Consider the following 19,549-nt stretch of genomic DNA (forward strand, 5'->3'; position numbering starts at 1 on the left):
GCGGGGGGTGTCCGTCCTCGGTCCGGCCGCCCGTTCCCTGGCACGGAGCGCCCTGTGCCGGTGCCGGGCGCTGCTGGCGGACACCCCCCACCCCGGCCCCTCCCCGCCGCACGCGGGTGCACCGACGCCGTGGCGCGCGAGTCGACCCCGTGGCGCGCGGCGGTGGATGCGGCAGTGGGCGACCGCCATGCCGGCATGGCTGCGGGCCGCAGGGGCCCGTGGGCACCATCTGGCTCAGCTGCGGACAGTCGGGCCTCCCCAAAGCTTTTCGAGCAGGGGACCCCAGGGGAGCCCAGGGCGGCGCGGGTGGGCGCAGCGGCGCTCTGCCGGCGCCAGGATGCGCACCCACCCCGGCCAACACCGACGCCGGGCGCCCGGACGCGCCGAGTGCGCGGCCCGCGGCGCGTGACGCCGGTGCGCGGCGCAGCCGGTACGCGGGGCTCTACGCCGGGGCGCCCAGTTCCGCCCAGACTCTTTTGCCCGCGATTCCGGGGAGTCGGACGACGCCCCAGTCGAGACACAGCCGCTGGACGATGAACATGCCGTGGCCGCCGGGACGGCCGGCGCGGTGGGGGGTGCGGGGGGCCGGCTGACCCGTCCCGCGGTCGGCCACCTCGATGCGGATCACCTTGTTGTCGCAGGTGAGTTCCATCCGGTCCGGCCCCTCGGCGTGCAGGCACGCGTTCGTGACCAGCTCGGACACGACGAGCAGCACATCCTCGGCCGCGGCCCGCTGATCCGCGGAGGCGGCGGGCAGCCACCCCCACGCGTACAGCGCCTGACGGGCGAAATCGCGGGCGAGCGGAACGACACCGCTTTGGTCGTCGAAGCTCAGCGTGCGGACCTGACGGCCCGCCGACGCCCCGGAAGCGCCGCTGGGCTCCGGGCCGCGGTCGCCCGGCGAACAAGGCCGGGTGGTGCTCATCAGCGCTTCACCTCACCGATTCACCAGTTCAGGATTCAAGACTTCGGTTCACGACTCACTACGTGGCTCGACGGGGGATGGTTCCGTCGATGGCTCGACAGGTTCAGGATGTCTCCTGCCCGAGCCGGCGGACGGAACACCCCCCGGTTCGGCGCGGCGGGTGTGACGTACACATACCTCCGGCCGCGGCCCGCACGGCACCGCACGGGCGGGTGGGTCAGTCGGCGGCGCCCGGCGGTGCGGAACCGCTGTCACCTGCCAGGGCATCCTCGACCGAGTCGTGCACGGTGAAGACCGCCTCCGCGCCTGTGATCTCGAACACACGGGCCACCACCGGCTGCATCCCGGCGAGGTGCACCCCGCCTCCGGCGGCCTCCGCCTTCAGGCGGGCGCCGAGCAGCACGTTCAGGCCCGTGGAGTCACAGAACTCCAGGCGCGAACAGTCGACGACGAGCCTGCTGAAGCCCTTGTCGAGGCAGTCTTCGAGGGGCTCGCGCAGCAGTTCGGCGGTGTGGTGGTCCAGTTCACCCGCCGCCGTCACGACGGCACTGGAGCCTTCTTCCCGCACCTCCACCAGAAGCCGGCCCGACTGTGCGCTGCCGACCGTCCCGCGGTCCATGCCGTGTTACTCCCGAGGTCGTGGCTGCTGACTGACGACCTCGAACACTACGCCTTCTCCACGGGACCCGACACCCGAACAACTGCACACAAACGGACATACCTGAACGAAACGCACTTGCGATCGTTCCATCGGAGCGGGTAGGCCTAGTAGGACCCCGTAACCGACACGGCCGGCTTTGGAGGCGCCGCACACCGCAGTGCACGTACTGGCTTCGGCAGCCATATGCCGAGAACGATGGAGGACCTCATGTCACCCCGGCTCGACGCCTCGCATACCCGGACGACGACGTCGACACCCCCTCCGGAGGACATACTTTCCGCACTCCCGGAGATCCCCCCTTACGACGAGGTGGGCCCTGTCGACGCGCGGGCCCTGTCCAAGACCCTGTTCGAGCGGCTGGAGTCACTCGAAGAAGGCACGCACGAATACTCGTACGTGCGCAACACCCTCGTCGAGCTGAACCTCGCGCTCGTCAAGTTCGCCGCCTCCCGCTTCCGCTCCCGCAGTGAGCCGATGGAGGACATCATCCAGGTCGGCACCATCGGACTGATCAAGGCGATCGACCGCTTCGAACTGTCCCGCGGCGTCGAGTTCCCGACCTTCGCGATGCCAACCATCATCGGCGAGATCAAGCGCTTCTTCCGCGACACGTCCTGGTCGGTGCGCGTCCCGCGCCGGCTGCAGGAACTGCGCCTGGACCTCGCCAAGGCCGGCGACGAGCTGGCCCAGAAGCTGGACCGCGCCCCGACGGTCGCGGAGCTGGCCGAGCGCCTCGGCCTGAGCAACGACGAGGTCGTCGAGGGCATGGCCGCGTCCAACGCGTACACCGCCTCCTCATTGGACGCCCAGCCGGAGGACGACGACGCCGAGGGCGCGCTCGCGGACCGTATCGGCTACGAGGACCACGGGCTGGAGGGCATCGAGTACGTCGAGTCGCTGAAGCCGCTGATCGCCGAGCTCCCGCCGCGGGACCGGCAGATCCTCTCCCTGCGGTTCGTCGCCGGCATGACCCAGTCGGAGATCGGCGAGGAACTCGGCATCTCCCAGATGCACGTCTCGCGTCTGCTGTCGCGGACGCTGGTGCGGCTGCGCAAGGGCCTCACCGTCGAGGAGTGACAGGACCTTCCGCGGCGTTCACAGGGGTTACCCCGGGAAACTTCTTCCTCCCGGGTCCCCTGCGCCCTCTCCATGCACTACGGTCGCCCCCTACTTGTCGGTAGGTCGGCGAACGTGCGCGAGGAGGCGGCGGATGGCCCGGGCCGAGGCAGAGGTGTACGCGGACGCGTCCGACGCACGTCTGACGGAGCTGCTGCGCACGGGGACGGCGACCGCGTATCCCGCGCTGCAGGAGCTGCGCCGCCGCCATCTGGGCCGCGTCCTCGAGTACGCGCGCCGGTGCGCCGCCGGTGACGCGGCGGCCCGGCAGCTGGCGGCGGAGGCGTTCGCGCACGCGGCCCGCGAGACCGCGCGCGGCATCGACCCCGCCGTACCGTGGCGGCACCACCTGCTGCTGCTCACGGTCCGGCTCGCCGGCGCCTGGTCCGGGGACGAACGCGCGGGCGGCCTCGACCCCTCTCTTCTGCTCGTGCTGAGCAGCGCCGGTCCGCACGGGCCCGCCCCCGCGATGCTCCCCGCCTTCCGCTCGCTGCCCCCGCGCACCCAGGGCCTGATCTGGTACGGCGTCCTGGAGCGCGAGACGGCCGAGCGCACCGCCGCGCTCGTCGGCATGAGCCCCGCGGACGTCGTCCACGGCACCGCCCCCGCGCTGAAGACCCTCGCGCAGGCATGTCTGCGGCAGCGCCTGGCCGCCTCGCCCGACCCGGACTGCGGTGACTTCCGCCGTCTGATCGAGGAGTCGGTACGGCCCGACAACCCCCGCGACAGCGCCGATCTGCGGATGCACATGACGCACTGCGCCTCCTGCACGGCCGCCCGCGAGGAACTGACCGCGCTGTACGACACGCCGGCCGCGGCGCTGGCCGAGGGACTGCTGCCGTGGGGCGGCACGGCGTACATACGCCAGGAGGCCGCCGCCCCCGCGCCGCTTCCCCTTGCCGAGGAACAGGGCTGGCGGCCCGCCCGCCGGGTCGCGCTCGCCTCGGCCGCGCTCGGCGTCGCGCTGGTACCGCTGCTCGTGTTGCTGCTGAAACCCGCCGAGCAGCCCGCGCAGGACCGGGCGAGCGCGGTCACCACGCCGACGCTCGCGCCACCGGTGACGGTGACGGCCACAGCGACCGTCTCGGCGTCGCCGTCCCCGTCGCCGTCCCGCACGTCGGCGTCCGCCTCGCCGTCCCCTTCTCCTGGTTCAGCGTCGCCGTCACCGTCGCCCACGCACACGGCCGCGCCGAGACCGGCGCCCACCCCACGGCCTCCCGCGCCGCGTCCGCCGGACGGTACCTACGCGCAGGTGGTGAACGCCGCGTCCGGCCTGTGCCTTGACGTGCGCGACGGCTCCTTCGAGGAGGGCAACGACGTCGTCACCGCCCCGTGCGACCCCTCCCCCACGCAGCGCTGGCGCTACGACGCCGAACGGAACGCCCTCCAGTCGTACGCCGACCCGGACTTCTGCCTGGACAGCCGCGGAGACGTGGACCGCGGGGTCGGGATCTGGGAGTGCCGTTCGCTCTACGGGCGCAACGGGGACAACCTGCGGTTCGTGGTGGACGGTGACGGGGCGATCCGCCCGGTGATCGACCTCGGCAGGGCCCTCACCCCGGATTGGGGCGACGGGCTGTCCCTGGAGCGCCTCGACGGGAGCGCGGGCCAGCGGTGGCGGGCCGGGGCGCGCTGACGCCGCACGGCCCGCTCCCGCGGCGGCCCGCTCAGGCCACGCGCGTGCCGCGGCGCCAGACCTCCGTGACCAGCGGGACACCCGGCCGGTAGGCCAGGTGGACATGGCTGGGGGCGTCGAGGACGGCCAGGTCGGCGTAGGCGCCCGGGGTGAGGCGGCCGATGTCGTCGCGGCGCAGGGCCGCCGCGCCGCCCGCGGTGGCCGACCAGAGAGCCTCGTCGGGGGTCATGCCCATGTCCCGGACGGCGAGAGCGATGCAGAAGGGCACCGATGAGGTGAAGGACGAGCCCGGGTTGCAGTCCGTGGACAGCGCGACCGTGGCGCCGGCGTCGAGCAGGCGGCGCGCGTCCGGCCACTGGGCGCGGGTGGAGAACTCGGCGCCGGGCAGCAGGGTGGCGACCGTGGAGCTGTTGGCGAGCGCGTCGACGTCGGCGTCCGTGAGGTGGGTGCAGTGGTCGGCGCTGGCCGCGTCGAGTTCGACGGCGAGCTGGATGCCGGGGCCGTAGGAGAGCTGGTTGGCGTGGATGCGCGGGAGCAGGCCCCTGGCCTTGCCGGCGGTGAGGATCGCGCGGGCCTGGTCGCCGTCGAAGGCGCCCTTCTCGCAGAAGACGTCGATCCAGCGGGCGTGCGGTGCGCAGGCGTCCAGCATCGCGCCGGTGACCAGGTCGACGTAGGCGGCCGGGTCGTCGGCGTAGTCCGGGGAGACGATGTGCGCGCCGAGGTAGGTGACCTCGTCGGTGTGGCGCGCGGCGATGCGCAGGGCGCGCGCCTCGTCCTGAACGGTCAGGCCGTAGCCGGACTTGGTCTCGAAGGTCGTGGTGCCCTGGCGCAGGGCCTCGTCCAGGTAACGGGTGAGGTTGGCCTCGAGTTCCGCGTCACTCGCGGCGCGGGTGGCGGCGACCGTGGTGCGGATGCCGCCGGCGCTGTAGGAGCGGCCGGACATGCGGGCGTTGAACTCCTGGGTGCGGTCGCCCGCGAAGACCAGGTGGGAGTGGGAGTCGACGAAGCCCGGGATCACCGCACGGCCGCCGGCGTCGACCCGGTTGTCAGTGGCGGGTGCTTCGCTTGATGTACCGATCCAGGCGACGCGGTCGCCGTCGACGACGACGGCCGCGTCCTGGATCAGACCGAGGGGGGAGCCGTCACCGAGGGAGGGGTCGTTGGTGACCAGCGCGGCGATGTTGGTGATGACGGTGCTCATGGTGTCCTCGTGGTGGGCCTGGATGGGGGACGGCCGGGTCAGCCGCGCAGGGCGTCGACGGCGCTCGCGAGTGCCTGGGGCACGTCCGGTACGAGTGAGTGGTGACCGTCGCGTACGACGTGCCGGCCGCCCACGACCGTGTGGCGTACGTCCGCTGCCGTCGCGGCGAATACGGCCGTCTCGGCGCCGAGGCGCGGCAGTGGTCCCGCTGTCCTGACCGAGTCCAGCGCGATCGTCGTGAAGTCGGCGAGGGCGCCGGGGGCCAGGGTGCCCGCGTCGCTCCAGCCGAGCGCGGCGTGGCCGTCGGCACTGGCGGCACGCAGCAGGGCGGCGGCGGTCCAGTGGCCGCGGGTGCGGGTGCGCAGCCGTTCGTTCAGCTCCATCGCGCGGGCCTCTTCGAGCAGATCGACGACGGCGTGGCTGTCGGAGCCGAGGGAGAGCGGGGAGCCGGCGCGCTGCAGGGCGACGGCGGGTCCGATGCCGTCGGCCAGGTCGCGTTCGGTGGTGGGGCACATGCAGGTGCCCGTGCCGGAGCCACCGAGCAGTGCGATGTCCTCGTCGGTGAGGTGGGTGTTGTGCACGCCGGTGGTGCGCGGGCCGAGCACTCCGTGGTCGGCGAGGAGCCGGGTGGGGGTGCGGCCGTGCGCCTGGAGGCAGGCGTCGTTCTCGGCGGTCTGCTCCGAGAGGTGCACATGCAGCGGGGCCCGCCGCTCCTCGGCCCAGGCGGCGACGGTCGCCAACTGGTCGGCGGGCACGGCCCGCACCGAGTGGATCGCCGCTCCGATCCGTGCGTGATCGTGTTCCTTGAGAAGTGCAGAGCGTTCGGCCCAGGCCGCGGCGGTGCCGTCGGAGAAGCGCAGCTGGTGGGCGCTCGGGGCGGCGCCGAAACCGGCGGAGAGGTAGCAGGTGTCCAGGAGGGTGATGCGGATGCCGGCCTCGGCGGCGGCCGCGATCAGCGCCTCGCCCATGGCGTTGGGGTCGGCGTAGGGGGTGCCGCCGGGGGCGTGGTGGACGTAGTGGAACTCGCCGACGGCCGTGATGCCGGCGAGCGCCATCTCGGCGTACACCGCGCGAGCGAGGGCGTGGTAGGTGTCGGGGGTGAGCCGGTCGGCGACGGAGTACATCACCTCGCGCCAGGTCCAGAAGGTGCCGGAGCCGACCTGGACGGTGCCGCGCAGGGCCCGGTGGAAGGCGTGGCTGTGCGCGTTGGCCAGCCCGGGCAGGGTCAGTCCGCGCAGGACCCCGGCGCCGGGCGGCGGGGTGGCGACGCCGGTGTGGACGGCGGTGATGCGGCCGTCCGTGATGTCGAGGGCGACGCCCGGCTCGACGTTCGTGTCGAGCCAGGCGTGTTCCAGCCAGTACGTCCCGTGGGTCACCGGCAGGCCAGTCCTTCCAGTACGTCGGCGAGGGCGTGCACTCCGGCCACGCAGTCGTCCTCGGCGGCGGACTCGGCCGGGGAGTGCGAGACGCCCGTGGGGTTGCGTACGAACAGCATGGCGGTCGGGATGCTCCCGGACAGGATCCCGGCGTCGTGTCCCGCGCCCGTGCCGAGGACGGGCACGGTCAGCTCGCCGTCGTGGCCGAGGAGGCGGGCGAGTTCGTCGCGCAGGGCGTGGTCGAACTCGACTACGGGCGTGAAGGACTCGCGGACCACGTCGAGGTCGACGCCGTGGGCGTCGGCGTACTCGCGGGCCGCCTTCTCGATGCCGGCGAGGACGGTGTCGAGGGTGTCCTGGCCGGGGGCGCGGGAGTCGAGCCAGCCGCGCACCAGGGAGGGGATGGCGTTGACGCCGTTCGGCTCCACGGCGATCTTGCCGAAGGTGGCCACGGCGCCGGCGAGTTCGGCCTCGCGGCGGGCGGCGAGGACGGTCCGGGCGTACGGCAGCATCGGGTCGCGCCGGTCCACGAGCCGGGTGGTGCCGGCGTGGTTGGCCTCGCCGCGGAAGTCGAACCGCCAGCGGCCGTGCGGCCAGATGGCGCTGGCCACGCCGACGGCGTCGCCGGTGAGGTCGAGGGCGCGGCCCTGCTCGACGTGCAGTTCGACGAAGGCGCCGATGCGGGCGAGCCGCTCGGGGTCCGCTCCGATGGCGTCGGGGTCGTGGCCGGCGGCTTCCATGGCCTTCGCCAGGGTGACGCCGTCGCCGTCGGTGAGGCGGTGGGCCTGCTCACGGGTGAGCTGTCCGGCGGTGAGCCGGGAGCCGACGCAGGCAAGCCCGAAGCGGGCGCCCTCCTCGTCACCGAAGTTGACCAGGGCGAGGGGCTTGGTGAACTGCGCTCCCCGGTCGCGCAGTTCGTCCAGGGCGGCGAAGGAGGACACCACGCCGAGGGGGCCGTCGAAGGCGCCGCCGTCGGGGACGGAGTCCAGGTGGGAGCCGGTGACGACGGCGTCCCCGGCGTTCGGGTCGCCGAGCCAGGCCCACTGGTTGCCGTTGCGGTCGACCTCGTAGGTCAGACCGCGGTCCTCGGCCTGCTGCCGGAACCAGGCCCGGCAGTCGGCGTCGGCGCCGGTCCAGGCGTAGCGCCGGTAGCCGCCGGAGGCGGAGTCGCGGCCGATCGGCAGCAACTCCGCCCACATGCTGTGGAAGCTCACGCCCCGTCACCCTCACGCATCGGCACCCGCACTCCGCGCTCGGTGGCGACGGACTCGGCGATGTCGTAGCCGGCGTCGACGTGCCGGATGACGCCCATGCCGGGGTCGTTGGTCAGGACGCGGCGGATCTTCTCGCCGGCGAGCGGGGTGCCGTCGGCGACGGTGACCTGGCCGGCGTGGATGGAGCGGCCCATGCCGACGCCGCCGCCGTGGTGCAGGGACACCCAGGAGGCGCCGGAGGCCACGTTGACCATGGCGTTGAGCAGCGGCCAGTCGGCGATGGCGTCGGAGCCGTCGAGCATGGCCTCGGTCTCCCGGTAGGGGGATGCGACGGAGCCGCAGTCGAGGTGGTCGCGGCCGATGACGACCGGCGCGGCCAGCTCGCCGGAGGCGACCATGTCGTTGAAGCGCTCGCCGGCCTTGTCGCGCTCGCCGTAGCCGAGCCAGCAGATGCGGGCGGGCAGGCCCTGGAAGTGGACGCGCTCACCGGCCATCTTGATCCAGCGGGCCAGCGACTCGTTCTCCGGGAACAGGTCGAGGATCGCCTTGTCGGTCTTGGCGATGTCGGCCGGGTCGCCGGACAGGGCGGCCCAGCGGAAGGGGCCCTTGCCCTCGCAGAACAGGGGGCGGATGTAGGCGGGGACGAAGCCGGGGAAGGCGAAGGCGCGGTCGTAGCCGGCGAGCTGGGCCTCTCCGCGGATGGAGTTGCCGTAGTCGAAGACCTCGGCGCCTGCGTCCATGAAGCCGACCATCGCCTCGACGTGCTTAGCCATGGACTCGCGGGCGCGGGTGGTGAAGCCGGCCGGGTCCTTGGCGGCGGCGTCGGCCATGTCCTCGAAGGCGATGCCGACGGGCAGGTAGGCCAGCGGGTCGTGGGCGGAGGTCTGGTCGGTGACGATGTCGATGGGGGCGCCCATCGCGAGCAGCTCCGGGACCAGCTCGGCGGCGTTGCCGAGGACGCCGATCGACAGCGGCTTGCGCTGGTCGCGTGCCTCGGTGGCGAGCTGGAGGGCGTGGTCGAGGGAGTCGGCCCGCACATCGAGGTAGCGGTGCTCGATACGGCGGTCGATGGCGCGCGGGTCGCAGTCGATGCAGATGGCGACGCCGTCGTTCATCGTCACGGCGAGGGGCTGGGCGCCGCCCATGCCGCCGAGGCCGGCGGTGAGGGTGATGGTCCCGGCGAGGGTGCCGCCGAACTTCTTCGCGGCGACGGCGGCGAAGGTCTCGTAGGTGCCCTGGAGGATGCCCTGGGTGCCGATGTAGATCCAGGAGCCGGCGGTCATCTGGCCGTACATGGTCAGGCCGAGCTGCTCCAGGCGGCGGAACTCCTCCCAGTTGGCCCAGTCGCCGACCAGGTTGGAGTTGGCGATGAGGACGCGCGGGGCCCACTCGTGGGTCTGCATGACGCCGACCGGGCGGCCGGACTGGACCAGCATGGTCTCGTCCGCCTTGAGGCCCTGCAGGGTGCGCACCATCGCGTCGAAGGAGCGCCAGTCACGGGCGGCCTTGCCGGTGCCGCCGTAGACGACGAGCTTGTCCGGGTGTTCGGCGACCTCGGGGTCGAGGTTGTTCTGCAGCATGCGCAGGGCGGCCTCCTGCTGCCAGCCCTGCGCGCTGAGCTCGGTGCCGCGCGGTGCTCGTACGGGGCGGGGTCCCGACATGGTCTGCCTCCTGCTGGTACTACGACTATTCACATCCTCGCTTTCTGAATAGAACTAGTCAACACGTGGAGCGGCCGCGTCCGCGCCCCGCGGGTGTTTGGCTGGAAGCAGGCAAGGCGGGCACGGCAGGAAGAGACACCGAAGCGGCAGGAGGGGCGATCCGTGGAGCACGACATCGACACCGGGGCTCAGGAGTGCGCGGCGCGACGGGACGAGGCGGTCGGCGCCGCGGTGGAGCAGGGGCTGCTCGGCCCCGACGCGCCGCTGGTCGGGCTGCTCGACGTCACCGGCATCCGGGAGTCGGCGGCCGCCCTGCGGGCGGCGTTCGAGGCGGTGGCCGCGCCGGGCACACCGGTGCTGCACGCCTTCGCGGTGAAGGCGACCCCGCTGGTGCCCGTGCTGCGGCTGCTGTGGGAGGAGGGCATCGGCGCGGAGGTGGCGAGCCCGGGTGAGCTGGCGCTGGCGCGCGCGGCCGGGGTGCCGGCCACGGCGACGGTGCTGGACTCGCCGGCCAAGACGCCGGCCGAGCTGCGCGAGGCGCTGGCGCTGGGCGTCGCGGTCAACGCCGACAATCCGCAGGAACTGGACCGCCTGGACGCACTGATGCGGACCACGTCCAGTGGCTCACCGCTCGGCATCCGGGTGAACCCGCAGGTCGGCGGCGGTTCCATCGAGGCGCTGTCGACCGCGACGGCCACCTCGAAGTTCGGCGTGGCGCTGCGCGACGAGGGTGCCCGGGAGTGGGTGGTGCGGGCGTGCCTGGAGCGGCCGTGGCTGACCCGGCTGCACGCGCACACCGGGTCGCAGGGCATCCCGCTGACGCTGATGGCCCAGGGGGTGGCCGAGACCTACGCGCTCGCGGAGGAGATCAACGCGCGGGCCGGGCGACGGCAGATCGACACCCTCGACATCGGCGGGGGGCTGCCGGTGAACTTCGCCTCCGACGCGGCGACGCCGACGTACGCCGAGTACGCGCGGCTGCTGGCCGAGACGGTGCCGGGGCTGTTCGACGGGCGGTACGGGCTGGTCACCGAGTTCGGCCGGTCGCTGCTGGCCAAGCACGGCACGGTGGTGGCGCGGGTGGAGTACGCCAAGAGCGCGGGCGGGCGTCCGGTGGCGGTGACGCACGCGGGCGTGCAGGTGGCCACGCGCACGGTGTACGCACCGGGCGCCTGGCCGCTCAGGATCGCCGCGTACGACGCGAAGGGGCGCCCGAAGGAGGGCCCGGCCGTCGTGCAGGACGTGGCGGGACCGGCGTGCTTCGCCGGGGACCTGCTGGCCCGGGAGCAGGCGCTGCCCCTGCTGGAGCAGGGGGATCACGCGGCGGCGCTGGACACGGGCGCGTACTACTTCGCGCACCACTACGCCTACAACTCCCTGGCCCGGCCCGGCATCTACGGCTTCGCGCCGGACGGGGAGGGAGGCGTGGCCTTCGCGGTCGTGCGGGAGCCGCAGACGCCCGCCGAGATCGTCGCCGAGTCCGGCGGGGCGCACGCCGGGGCGCTCACCACCTTGCGGGCTTCCGGGCGCGGCTGAACGCCCCTCCCCCGAACGGGTCAATTGACCCGAACATGCGCTCAGTTGACCCACACTAGTCCGCGCTCCGCATGTTCCGCTGGAAAATGCCAGAACGCTCACCGGCCCTCCGTACGGTGCGTAGTGTCGTCGTCACTCGCCCGGATCCCAGGCGGAGGGGAGCGACGTGCCCGGAATCGACGAGTGCTTGCTGGAGGCCATGCGGCTGCCCGGCGCGCGCGGTGCGGCCCTGGTCGACTGGACCAGCGGACTGGCGCTGGGCGTGGTCGGGGAGTTCCCCGGGGGCGACCCCGAGGCCGCCGCCGCGGAGGTGGCGGAGCTGGCCCGGCTGGCCGCCGAACAGCCGGCCTTCGCCGCCGAGGACACCTCCGGCGGCGGGGCGGACGACGCCGACCCGCCGGTGGAGGACGTGATCGTCAGCAACCGGGACGGCTACCACCTGCTGCGGTTCGTGCCGGCACCGTTCGACAGCGGCGCCGTGCTGCACCTGTGGCTGGGCCGCGCCGACGGCAATCTCGCCCTGGCCCGCATCCGGCTGGGCGAGATGGCCGGCCGGCTGGTGCTGGGATGACCGTGGTCGAGGCCCCTCCCCCGCTGCCGGTCCGGGACAAGGCACTGCACGAGCCCGCGGGCGGGGTGTCGCCGATGCTGACCCGGCTCGCCGCGGAGCGCGCCACCGGCGTGCTGGTCCGCGAGGGCGGCACCCTGCATCTCGCCGACGGTGCGGTGGTGCACGCCGAGAGCCCGTACGCGCCGGGCCCGGGCGCGCTGCTCACCGCGCAGGGCGCGATCAGCGCCGAGCAGTGGTGGGCGGCGGCCGGTGTGGCGGGCGACCCGGCGGGCACCGCGCGGCTGCTGGTGGACGCCGGGCATCTGTCGTGGGCCGGGATGGAGATCTGCCACCTGCAGGCGCTGTACGACGCCGCCTACTTCGCCCTCGCGCCGAGCAGCAGTCCGGGCCGCTTCCACTACGGCGCCGACACGCGGGCCGGGGCCCGGCCCGGCGGTGCGTTGCCCGCGGTGCCGGTCGCCGCCGTGGAGCGGGAGGTACTGCGCCGGCGGGCGCTGCTGCACCGGCTGTGGCCGGAGCCGCTCACCGACGGCGCACCGCTGGTGCGCACCGCCCCGGTCGCGGCACCGGCGGTCACCGCCCGCCAGGCGGCCGTGCTGGCCATGGTCGACGGGGTGCGGACGGCGCCGGACATCGCGCTGGCGCTCGGGCGGCGGGCCTTCCCGACGCTGGTGGAGGTGCGCCGGCTGGCCGCTGCGGGGCTGCTCTCGACGCCGCCGCCGCAGCCGCCCCCCGCGGCCGCGCCGCCGCCGGCCGTCCCGTCCGACGACTTCGATCCCCACATCGCCTTGCTGAAGAGGGTCAGGGATGCGCTGGAGGCCCTTTGACCGGCCACGCCCCCGTGGAGAGCCCACCACCGACTCACCGACCGAGAGGAGACACCTGATGGCGGCCGAGCCAGAGATCCTCGCCGAGCTCCACCGGCTGCGCGCCCGCCTCCCCCAGTTGACCGGCGCGATCGCCGCCGGGCGCGACGGCCTGGTCCTCGCCCACGACGCCCCCGGCGTCGAACCCGACGGCCTGTCCGCGCTCACCGCCACCACGCTCGCGGTCGCGATCCGCATGACCGACGCGACCGGCCGGGGCGAGTTCCGCGAACTGCTGATCCGCGGCGCGCAGGGCTATGTCGCGACCTACGCGGCCGGCCGCACCGCCGTGCTGACCCTGCTCACCGAGGACCGCGTCAACGTCGGCCGGCTGCATCTGGAGGGCCGCCGTGCCGGCGCCCGCGTCGGCGAACTGGTCGACGCCCACGAGGCGCTGGCACAGGCGCCCGCCCGTCCCTCGACCCCACCCCAGGAAACCGCGCGCCCGCTGCCCGTCCGGGCGGTCAACACGCGCGCCACCACCGAAAGCTGAGAGGTAACCACCGTCATGGCCACCACTGAGACCGCGCTGAAGGAAGCCCTCGCCTCGATCGAAGGCGCGACCGGTGTCGCCCTCGTCGACTACACCAGCGGTATGGCGCTGGGCACGATGGGCGGCAGCAAGACGTTCGACCTCAACGTCGCCGCCGCCGGCAACACCGATGTGATCCGCGCCAAGATGCGCACCATGGAAATGCTCGGCCTCAAGACGGAGATCGAGGACATCCTGATCACGCTCACCGACCAGTACCACCTGATCCGCCTGCTGAGCGGCCGCAGCGGCAACGGGCTCTTCCTCTACCTGGTCCTGGACGCCAAGCGGGCCAACCTGGCGATGGCCCGCCACCAGCTGAAGAAGATCGAGCAGGAGCTCGAGGTCTGAGAAACCCGGTCGGTCAGACCAGCGCCGCGGGACGGCGGCGGGCCCCGCCCGGGGCCGCGTCGCCGGCCGCGATGCCCGTACCGCGCCAGGCCCCGACCGCCGGGCCGGCGGGCCGCCCGCCGTGCCGGTCGAGCCGGTCGACGGGCACCCACAGCAGCGCGTCCCCGGCCCGCTCCAGCCGCCCGAGCCAGGCGGCCTTCAGCCACAGCCCGGTGCCGCACCCGGCGAGCAGCAGCCCGCCGGCGACCGGTACGGCGAACGCGGAGCCGAGGGCGGCGGCGAAGGCGAGCAGCAGCCACCAGCGGTGTCCCCGGCGCCAGGCGCGCACGGTCACGGCGCGGTCCCGCAGGATGTCGTACTTGCCCGCGCGGGCGACCCCGCGGGCGAGGGCGGCGTAGCGCCCACGGCGGGCGAGTGCCACCCCGGCCGCGGCGAGCAGATACAGCGCCGCCCCCGCGAACACCCCGATCCGGCGGCCGGTCAGCCCCTGCGGCACCGCCCCGATCCCGGCCGCGATCAGTCCGAGCCAGCCCAGTGGTGCCGCTCCCGCCCGTACGACGACGGCGACCCGGGCGAGTCCCTGTCCTCCGCGCGCCACGTCAGCCTCCCGTGTCACGTTCCATCAAGCCGTCGGAAAAGCTAGCGGCAGAACGTGAGACGAATCTGAGAACGGCAGAGGTTTCGGGTCGTCACTCCACGAACAGTCCGCGCGCCGCGGCCTTCGCGTCGAAGTCCTCCAACCGGGCCTGTGCGTCGGGGAGTTCGTCGGCCATCGCCTCCAGCAGCACCCGCCCGAGCAGCATCGGCGCGCAGGCGGTGTCGAAGGCGAGCCCGGTGCCGACGGCGGCCGGCAGCAGCAGGTCGGAGACCTTGGCGACCGGCGCGAAGGCGGAGTCGGCGACCGTGACCACGGCCAGTCCGGCCTCCTTGGCGTACTCCAGGGATTCGATGACCTCGCGCGGATGGCGGGGCAGCGCGAAGCACAGCAGGGCCGTGGCGCCGGCGTGCACGGCCGCGTCGACCCGGTCGTGGATCATCGTGCCGCCCTCGTTGAGCAGCCGGACGTCCGGGTGGACCTTGGCCGCGAAGTAGGCGAAGCCGTACGCCTGGGAGGCGGCAGCGCGCAGGCCCAGCACCGGCAGCGGCCGGGACGCGGCGAGGATGCGGCCCGCCTTCTGCACGGGGCGCGGGTCGGCGAGCAGGTCGGCGAGGTGCCGGAGGTTCGCGATCTCCGCCTCGACGGCCTGCTGGTACTCGTTGTACGACGCGGAGTCCGCGGCCGGTTCGGCGGGGACGACCTCGCGCAGGTGCCGGCGCAGCGCCGGGTAGCCGTCGAAGCCGAGGGCGACGGCGAAGCGGGTCACCGACGGCTGGCTGACCCCGGCCAGCTCGGCCAGTTCCACGCTGGACAGGAAGGGCACGTCGGCGGCGCGGCGGACCATGCTGTGCGCGATGCGCCGCTGGGTCGGCGTGAGCCGGTGCCCTTCGAAGAGGGCCTGCAACCGGCTCGCCGGGCTGTCGGTCGCGCTCATGACGTACTCCCCCTTCGGTTGGTCCTCGCCGCCCCGGGAGAGTACAGCGCCGAGGCATTGACAATTTATTCAGTCTACGTGAACCCTGCATACGGTTATACAGCCCGACCGGGGAGTACGCATGGCTCAACTCGTCGAACTGCGCTCCATCGACGTCGTACCGGACGAGGAACGGCACGGCACGGCCTTCAGCCAGTTCACGCTCTGGCTCGGCGCCAACCTCCAGATCACCGCCGTCGTCACCGGCGCGCTGGCCGTCGTCTTCGGCGGCGACGTGGTCTGGTCGCTGGTGGGCCTGGTGCTCGGCAACCTGCTCGGCGGCGCGGTGATGGCACTGCATTCCGCGCAGGGACCCAAGCTGGGCCTGCCGCAGATGATCCAGTCCCGCGCGCAGTTCGGCGTGCGCGGCGCGGTGGTCCCGCTGCTGCTGGTGATCGTGATGTACGTCGGCTTCTTCGCCTCCGGCAGCGTGCTCGCCGGGCAGGCGGTGGGCCGGCTGACGCACACGGACGACACCACCGGCATCATCGTGTTCGCCCTGGTCACCGGGGTCATGGCGACCGTCGGCTACCGGATCATCCACACCCTCGGCCGGATCGCGAGCACGATCTGCGCGCTCGCCTTCGTCTACCTCGGCATCCGGCTGCTGGACCGCGCCGACCTGACCGCCCTGCTGCACGACGCGCACTTCTCCCTGCCGATGTTCCTGCTGGCGATGTCGCTGTCGGCGTCCTGGCAACTGGCGTTCGGCCCGTACGTGGCGGACTACTCCCGCTATCTGCCGCGCACCACTTCCACGAAGGCCACCTTCTGGTGGACGCTGTCCGGCTCGGCGCTGGGCAGCCAGTGGTCGATGACGTTCGGGGTGCTGGTCGCGGCGACGGCGGGCGAGAAGTTCCTGGACAGCCAGGTCGGCTACGTCGTCGCGCTCGGCGGCACCGGCCTGGTGGCGTCCTTCTTCTACTTCGTCATCGCGCTCGGCAAGCTCACCATCAACGTGCTCAACACCTACGGCGGCTTCATGTCGATGGTGACCAGCGTCAGCGGCTTCAGCGGCAGGGCGGTGCTGTCACGGCGCGGCCGGGCCGCCTACATCGCGCTGATCATGGTGGCGGGCACCGCGGTCGCCCTCGCCGGCAAGGACAGCTTCCTGGCCTCCTTCAAGGACTTCCTGCTGTTCCTGCTGACCTTCTTCACCCCGTGGTCGGCGATCAACCTCGCCGACTACTACCTGGTCTCCCGCGAGCGCTACGACATCCCCGCCCTGTTCGACGCGCGCGGCCGCTACGGCGCCTGGCGCTGGGGCACCCTCGCGGTCTACGGGGCGGGACTGGTGGCGCAGCTGCCGTTCCTGGCCACCGGCTTCTACACCGGCCCGCTGGTCGAGCCGCTCGGCGGTGCCGACATCTCCTGGATCGTCGGCCTGGTCGTCCCGGCCGTGCTCTTCCTGCTGATCTCCCGGCGCCCGGCGGACCCCCGTACCAAGACGGGGGTTGTCCCCAGTGCGCAGGAGGCCCGCACTCCCTAGCGTGGACGCCGGACCACGCGACGGGAGACGGTGATGGACGCCCACGACACGGAGCTGAAGAAGGAACTCGACGCCACCCTGCACGCCCGCAGGGAGCTGGGTGAGGAGTACGAGTCGGCGCTGGTCGACTCCTTCCTGGAGAAGGTCGACCAGCGCGTCGACGCGGCCGTGGACCGCCGGGTGCGCCGGCAGCTGGCCGAGCAGCAGATGGCGCAGGCGCGCGGCGCCCGGTCCGCGCCGGCATCGGACTCCTGGGCGGAGCGGTTCGGCTTCGGGGTCATCTCCCTCGTGCTCGCCATCCCGCTGTCCGCGATCGCGGCGACCCAGGCGGGGCTGAGCGGCCTGGTCGTCGCCTGGGCGGGCGTCGTCGGGGTCAACTTCGTGCAGGCCGCCCGCTCGAACGCCGCCCTGTTCGGCCGCCGCCGTGCCGAGCGGGACTCCGACTGGCAGGAGTAGGCAAACCCGCTGACGGCTCACGCCTGCCGGGTCGGCAGCACCATGATCTGCCGCAGGTTGATGTGCCGGGCGCGGCTGGTGACGTAGGCGACGACATCGGCGACCTCCTCGGCCGCCAGCCCGCCGAGCGCCTCGAACATGCCGTCCAGCTGCGTGGCCAGCTCGCTGTGGCTCACGTGCGTCTTCAGTTCGGTCTCCGTCAGCCCCGGCTCGATGTTGGTCACCCGCACGTCGCGCGGCCCGAATTCGGTGCGCAGGGACTGCGAGAGGTAGGTGACCGCGGCCTTGGTGGCGCCGTAGACGGCGTAGTCGGGGAACGGGATGTGCGCGCCGATGGAGGAGATGTTCACCAGGTCCGCGGCGCCGCCCTCGGCGGCCGCCGCGACCAGGTCGGCGGTGAAGGCGCGGATCACCCGCAGCACCCCGGTGACGTTGGTGTCGAGCATGCGCTGCCACTCGTCGATGCGGCCGTCCTCGAAGGGCCCGGGCAGCATCACACCGGCGTTGTTCACGACCAGGTCGACGCGGCCGTAGGCGGCGCGCACGGCGTCGGCGGCGCGCGCCACGGACTCCTCGTCGGTGACGTCGGCGACGACGGCGAGGGCCTCTCCCCCGTCGGCGCGGATCTTCTCCACGACCGTCTCCAGCCGGTCCCCGCGCCGGGCCAGCAGCGCGACCCGCGCGCCTTGGGCGGCCAGCAGCACGGCCACGGCCTGCCCGATCCCGCTGGCGGCCCCGGTGACGACGGCGGTACGGCCGGAGAGGTTCTCGTACGACATGCGGTGCTCCTCGTGATCCGCGGCCGGGGCGTCTCCCCGGCGGCACGTGATCACTGTGGCGGCCCGCGCCCGCCGCACCCAGGGCTGCGCTTTTCCTGGGTCTGCCAGTACCAGGTTCCCGACCCCCGCGCGCGCCTAGGATCGGCGCCATGAACGGGGACCGGACCACCGCCGACATCGGCGACTTCCTGCGCTCACGCCGCGCCCGCATCCAGCCCGAGGAGGTGGGGCTGCCGCCGCACGGCCGGCGCCGCGTGCCCGGTCTGCGCCGCGAGGAGGTGGCGCAGCTCGCCGGGGTGAGCGTCGACTACTACATCCGCCTCGAACAGGGGCGGGGCAGCAACGTCAGCGACGCCGTGCTCGACGCCGTCGCGCGCGTGCTGCGCCTGGACGAGACCGAGCAGGCCTATCTGCGCACGGTGGCCCGCCCGCGCGACCGGCGCTCAGCCGCCCGCCCGGTCGCGCCCCGCGTGCGCCGCGGCGTGCAGCTGGTGCTGGACGCCATGGAACGCAGCCCCGCCTTCGTCCTGAACCAGCGGATGGAGGTCCTGGCCTGGAACACCCTGGCGGACGCGCTGAACGGCTTCAGCCGCATGGCACCCGAGGAGCGCTGCGTCCCGCGCCAGGTGTTCCTCGACCCGGCCGGCCGGGAGCTGTATCCGGAGTGGCACGCGGTCGCCGCGCAGACGGTGGCGCATCTGCGGCTGAGCGCCGGTCTGCACGCGGACGACCCCGAGCTGTGCGCGCTGGTCGGCGAACTCTCCCTGAAGAGCGAGGATTTCCGCCGCCTGTGGGCCGATCACGAGGTCGCGGAGTGCGCGTGGGGCGTGAAGAAGGTCCATCACCCGGTCACGGGCCTGCTCACCCTGCCGTACGAGACGCTGGCGCTGCCCGCGGACCCGGACCTGACGGTCGTCGTCTACACGCCCGAGCCGGGCTCGGAGAGCGCGCAGCGCCTGGCGCTGCTGGGCAGTTGGATCTCAGCCGTCCCCGAAACCACGGAACGTGCCTGAGGGGTCGGCCGCGTCGGCGAAGTCGGCGAAGTCGAGGTTGGCGATGGAGAGGTTGGCGGCGATCTCCGGGTACCAGCGCACCGGGACCCGGAAGGTGCGGCCCGGCTCGTCGTAGAGGTCGACGGCGAGCAGCGGCAGTTCGGGGTCGGCGAGGGTGGTGGCGTCGGCGAGGAACACCTCGCAGATCCGCTCGTCCTCCTCCGCCGCCAGCTCCTCGTCGAGCAGCGCCTGGACGCTCGCCCCGGAGAACCTGGGGTCGCTGACGCGGCTCGCGCCGTCGGCGGAGTCGAGCGCCGCGCACAGGGCGTCCCAGGCGGTGTCGTCGGAGAAGTCGGTGCGCAGGACGAGCGTGGCGAGGTCGTCGGGCTGGGGAAGGGCCATGCCGGTGATCCTCTCACCCGGCGCTGACAGCGACGGCCGGGGAAAGGGCACGGAAGAGTCGCGGATCCGTTCCGAAAACGTCATGCGCGGGGACGGAAGCATCCTGCCCGGACGCGCGGGGACACACGCGCCGTACACGGTGAAAGGGGGACGCGCCGGGGGAAGTTGCGCGCGGGCGCGTCGGGGACGTTGCGCGGGCGCGTCGGGGACGTTG

General features: G+C 73.2%; 20 protein-coding genes. 10 read left to right on the forward strand and 10 right to left on the reverse strand.

Annotated elements, in window-relative coordinates; all coding sequences use genetic code 11:
- Nucleotides 1-442 precede the first annotated feature (442 nt).
- Complete coding sequence (locus ACZ67Q_RS25695; protein ID WP_471186259.1) at nucleotides 443-925, reverse strand: ATP-binding protein; 483 nt, start codon at nucleotides 923-925, stop codon at nucleotides 443-445.
- 217 nt (nucleotides 926-1,142) lie between these two features.
- A complete protein-coding gene (locus ACZ67Q_RS25700) occupies nucleotides 1,143-1,544 on the reverse strand; it encodes an STAS domain-containing protein (RefSeq protein ID WP_471186262.1) in 402 nt (133 codons plus the stop codon).
- A 249-nt stretch (nucleotides 1,545-1,793) separates the two neighbouring features.
- On the opposite strand from ACZ67Q_RS25700, the gene ACZ67Q_RS25705 reads away from it, so the two are divergent.
- Entirely contained in the window at nucleotides 1,794-2,663 is an 870-nt protein-coding gene (locus ACZ67Q_RS25705) for an RNA polymerase sigma factor SigF (RefSeq protein WP_471186798.1), read from the forward strand.
- Between the two features lie 133 nt (nucleotides 2,664-2,796).
- Nucleotides 2,797-4,338 carry a ricin-type beta-trefoil lectin domain protein gene (locus ACZ67Q_RS25710; RefSeq protein WP_471186264.1) on the forward strand — a complete coding sequence of 514 codons (1,542 nt, stop codon included), beginning with the start codon at nucleotides 2,797-2,799 and terminating at the stop codon, nucleotides 4,336-4,338.
- Between the two features lie 31 nt (nucleotides 4,339-4,369).
- Here the strand turns inward: ACZ67Q_RS25710 and hutI are convergent, their stop codons facing one another.
- The 4 genes from hutI to hutU are packed head-to-tail and all read right to left on the reverse strand — an operon-like array spanning nucleotide 4,370 to nucleotide 9,790.
- The gene (hutI, locus tag ACZ67Q_RS25715) at nucleotides 4,370-5,539 is read right to left on the reverse strand and encodes an imidazolonepropionase (RefSeq protein ID WP_471186267.1); all 1,170 of its coding nucleotides are present in this window, start codon (nucleotides 5,537-5,539) and stop codon (nucleotides 4,370-4,372) included.
- Between the two features lie 38 nt (nucleotides 5,540-5,577).
- Nucleotides 5,578-6,915 (reverse strand): formimidoylglutamate deiminase, encoded by a 1,338-nt coding sequence (locus ACZ67Q_RS25720; protein WP_471186269.1) that lies wholly within the window; start codon nucleotides 6,913-6,915, stop codon nucleotides 5,578-5,580.
- Entirely contained in the window at nucleotides 6,912-8,129 is a 1,218-nt protein-coding gene (locus tag ACZ67Q_RS25725; RefSeq protein WP_471186272.1) for an allantoate amidohydrolase, read from the reverse strand. Before ACZ67Q_RS25725 ends, ACZ67Q_RS25720 begins: the two co-directional genes overlap by 4 nt.
- Nucleotides 8,126-9,790, reverse strand: coding sequence for a urocanate hydratase (hutU, locus tag ACZ67Q_RS25730; protein WP_471186275.1), 1,665 nt, complete (start codon nucleotides 9,788-9,790; stop codon nucleotides 8,126-8,128). The genes ACZ67Q_RS25725 and hutU overlap by 4 nt, the downstream gene beginning before the upstream one ends.
- A 162-nt stretch (nucleotides 9,791-9,952) precedes the next feature.
- On the opposite strand from hutU, the gene ACZ67Q_RS25735 reads away from it, so the two are divergent.
- The 5 genes from ACZ67Q_RS25735 to ACZ67Q_RS25755 all read left to right on the forward strand — a co-directional run bounded on the left by ACZ67Q_RS25735 (nucleotide 9,953) and on the right by ACZ67Q_RS25755 (nucleotide 13,646).
- Nucleotides 9,953-11,326: a type III PLP-dependent enzyme domain-containing protein gene (locus ACZ67Q_RS25735; protein ID WP_471186278.1), complete on the forward strand. Its 1,374-nt coding sequence runs from the start codon at nucleotides 9,953-9,955 to the stop codon at nucleotides 11,324-11,326.
- Nucleotides 11,327-11,492: 166 nt separating this feature from the next.
- A complete protein-coding gene (locus ACZ67Q_RS25740) occupies nucleotides 11,493-11,897 on the forward strand; it encodes a hypothetical protein (protein ID WP_471186281.1) in 405 nt (134 codons plus the stop codon).
- A complete protein-coding gene (locus ACZ67Q_RS25745; RefSeq protein ID WP_471186283.1) occupies nucleotides 11,894-12,724 on the forward strand; it encodes a transcriptional regulator in 831 nt (276 codons plus the stop codon). Before ACZ67Q_RS25740 ends, ACZ67Q_RS25745 begins: the two co-directional genes overlap by 4 nt.
- Before the next feature lie 58 nt (nucleotides 12,725-12,782).
- Nucleotides 12,783-13,256 carry a roadblock/LC7 domain-containing protein gene (locus ACZ67Q_RS25750; protein ID WP_471186286.1) on the forward strand — a complete coding sequence of 158 codons (474 nt, stop codon included), beginning with the start codon at nucleotides 12,783-12,785 and terminating at the stop codon, nucleotides 13,254-13,256.
- Nucleotides 13,257-13,271: 15 nt separating this feature from the next.
- Entirely contained in the window at nucleotides 13,272-13,646 is a 375-nt protein-coding gene (locus ACZ67Q_RS25755; protein ID WP_363263280.1) for a roadblock/LC7 domain-containing protein, read from the forward strand.
- A gap of 13 nt (nucleotides 13,647-13,659) precedes the next feature.
- Here ACZ67Q_RS25755 and ACZ67Q_RS25760 read toward each other — a convergent pair whose 3' ends face one another.
- Together ACZ67Q_RS25760 and ACZ67Q_RS25765 are read right to left on the reverse strand one after the other, a co-directional pair.
- Nucleotides 13,660-14,244 (reverse strand): hypothetical protein, encoded by a 585-nt coding sequence (locus ACZ67Q_RS25760; RefSeq protein WP_471186289.1) that lies wholly within the window; start codon nucleotides 14,242-14,244, stop codon nucleotides 13,660-13,662.
- A gap of 91 nt (nucleotides 14,245-14,335) precedes the next feature.
- On the reverse strand, nucleotides 14,336-15,178 hold the full coding sequence (locus tag ACZ67Q_RS25765) for a MurR/RpiR family transcriptional regulator (protein ID WP_471186292.1): 843 nt from the start codon (nucleotides 15,176-15,178) through the stop codon (nucleotides 14,336-14,338).
- A 121-nt stretch (nucleotides 15,179-15,299) separates the two neighbouring features.
- Here ACZ67Q_RS25765 and ACZ67Q_RS25770 point away from each other — a divergent pair, with 121 nt between their 5' ends.
- Nucleotides 15,300-16,706, forward strand: a complete 1,407-nt coding sequence (locus ACZ67Q_RS25770; protein ID WP_471186295.1) for a purine-cytosine permease family protein — start codon at nucleotides 15,300-15,302, stop codon at nucleotides 16,704-16,706.
- A 33-nt stretch (nucleotides 16,707-16,739) separates the two neighbouring features.
- Nucleotides 16,740-17,162 (forward strand): hypothetical protein, encoded by a 423-nt coding sequence (locus tag ACZ67Q_RS25775; protein WP_471186298.1) that lies wholly within the window; start codon nucleotides 16,740-16,742, stop codon nucleotides 17,160-17,162.
- Between the two features lie 17 nt (nucleotides 17,163-17,179).
- Here the strand turns inward: ACZ67Q_RS25775 and ACZ67Q_RS25780 are convergent, their stop codons facing one another.
- A complete protein-coding gene (locus ACZ67Q_RS25780; RefSeq protein WP_471186300.1) occupies nucleotides 17,180-17,941 on the reverse strand; it encodes an SDR family oxidoreductase in 762 nt (253 codons plus the stop codon).
- Between the two features lie 149 nt (nucleotides 17,942-18,090).
- Here ACZ67Q_RS25780 and ACZ67Q_RS25785 point away from each other — a divergent pair, with 149 nt between their 5' ends.
- Complete coding sequence (locus ACZ67Q_RS25785) at nucleotides 18,091-18,954, forward strand: helix-turn-helix transcriptional regulator (protein WP_471186303.1); 864 nt, start codon at nucleotides 18,091-18,093, stop codon at nucleotides 18,952-18,954.
- Here the strand turns inward: ACZ67Q_RS25785 and ACZ67Q_RS25790 are convergent.
- Nucleotides 18,922-19,335, reverse strand: coding sequence for a DUF6924 domain-containing protein (locus ACZ67Q_RS25790; RefSeq protein ID WP_471186306.1), 414 nt, complete (start codon nucleotides 19,333-19,335; stop codon nucleotides 18,922-18,924). The two genes, ACZ67Q_RS25785 and ACZ67Q_RS25790, sit on opposite strands and share 33 nt — an antisense overlap.
- Nucleotides 19,336-19,549 lie beyond the last annotated feature (214 nt).

It is taken from the genome of Streptomyces sp. NPDC036813 (assembly GCF_055609245.1).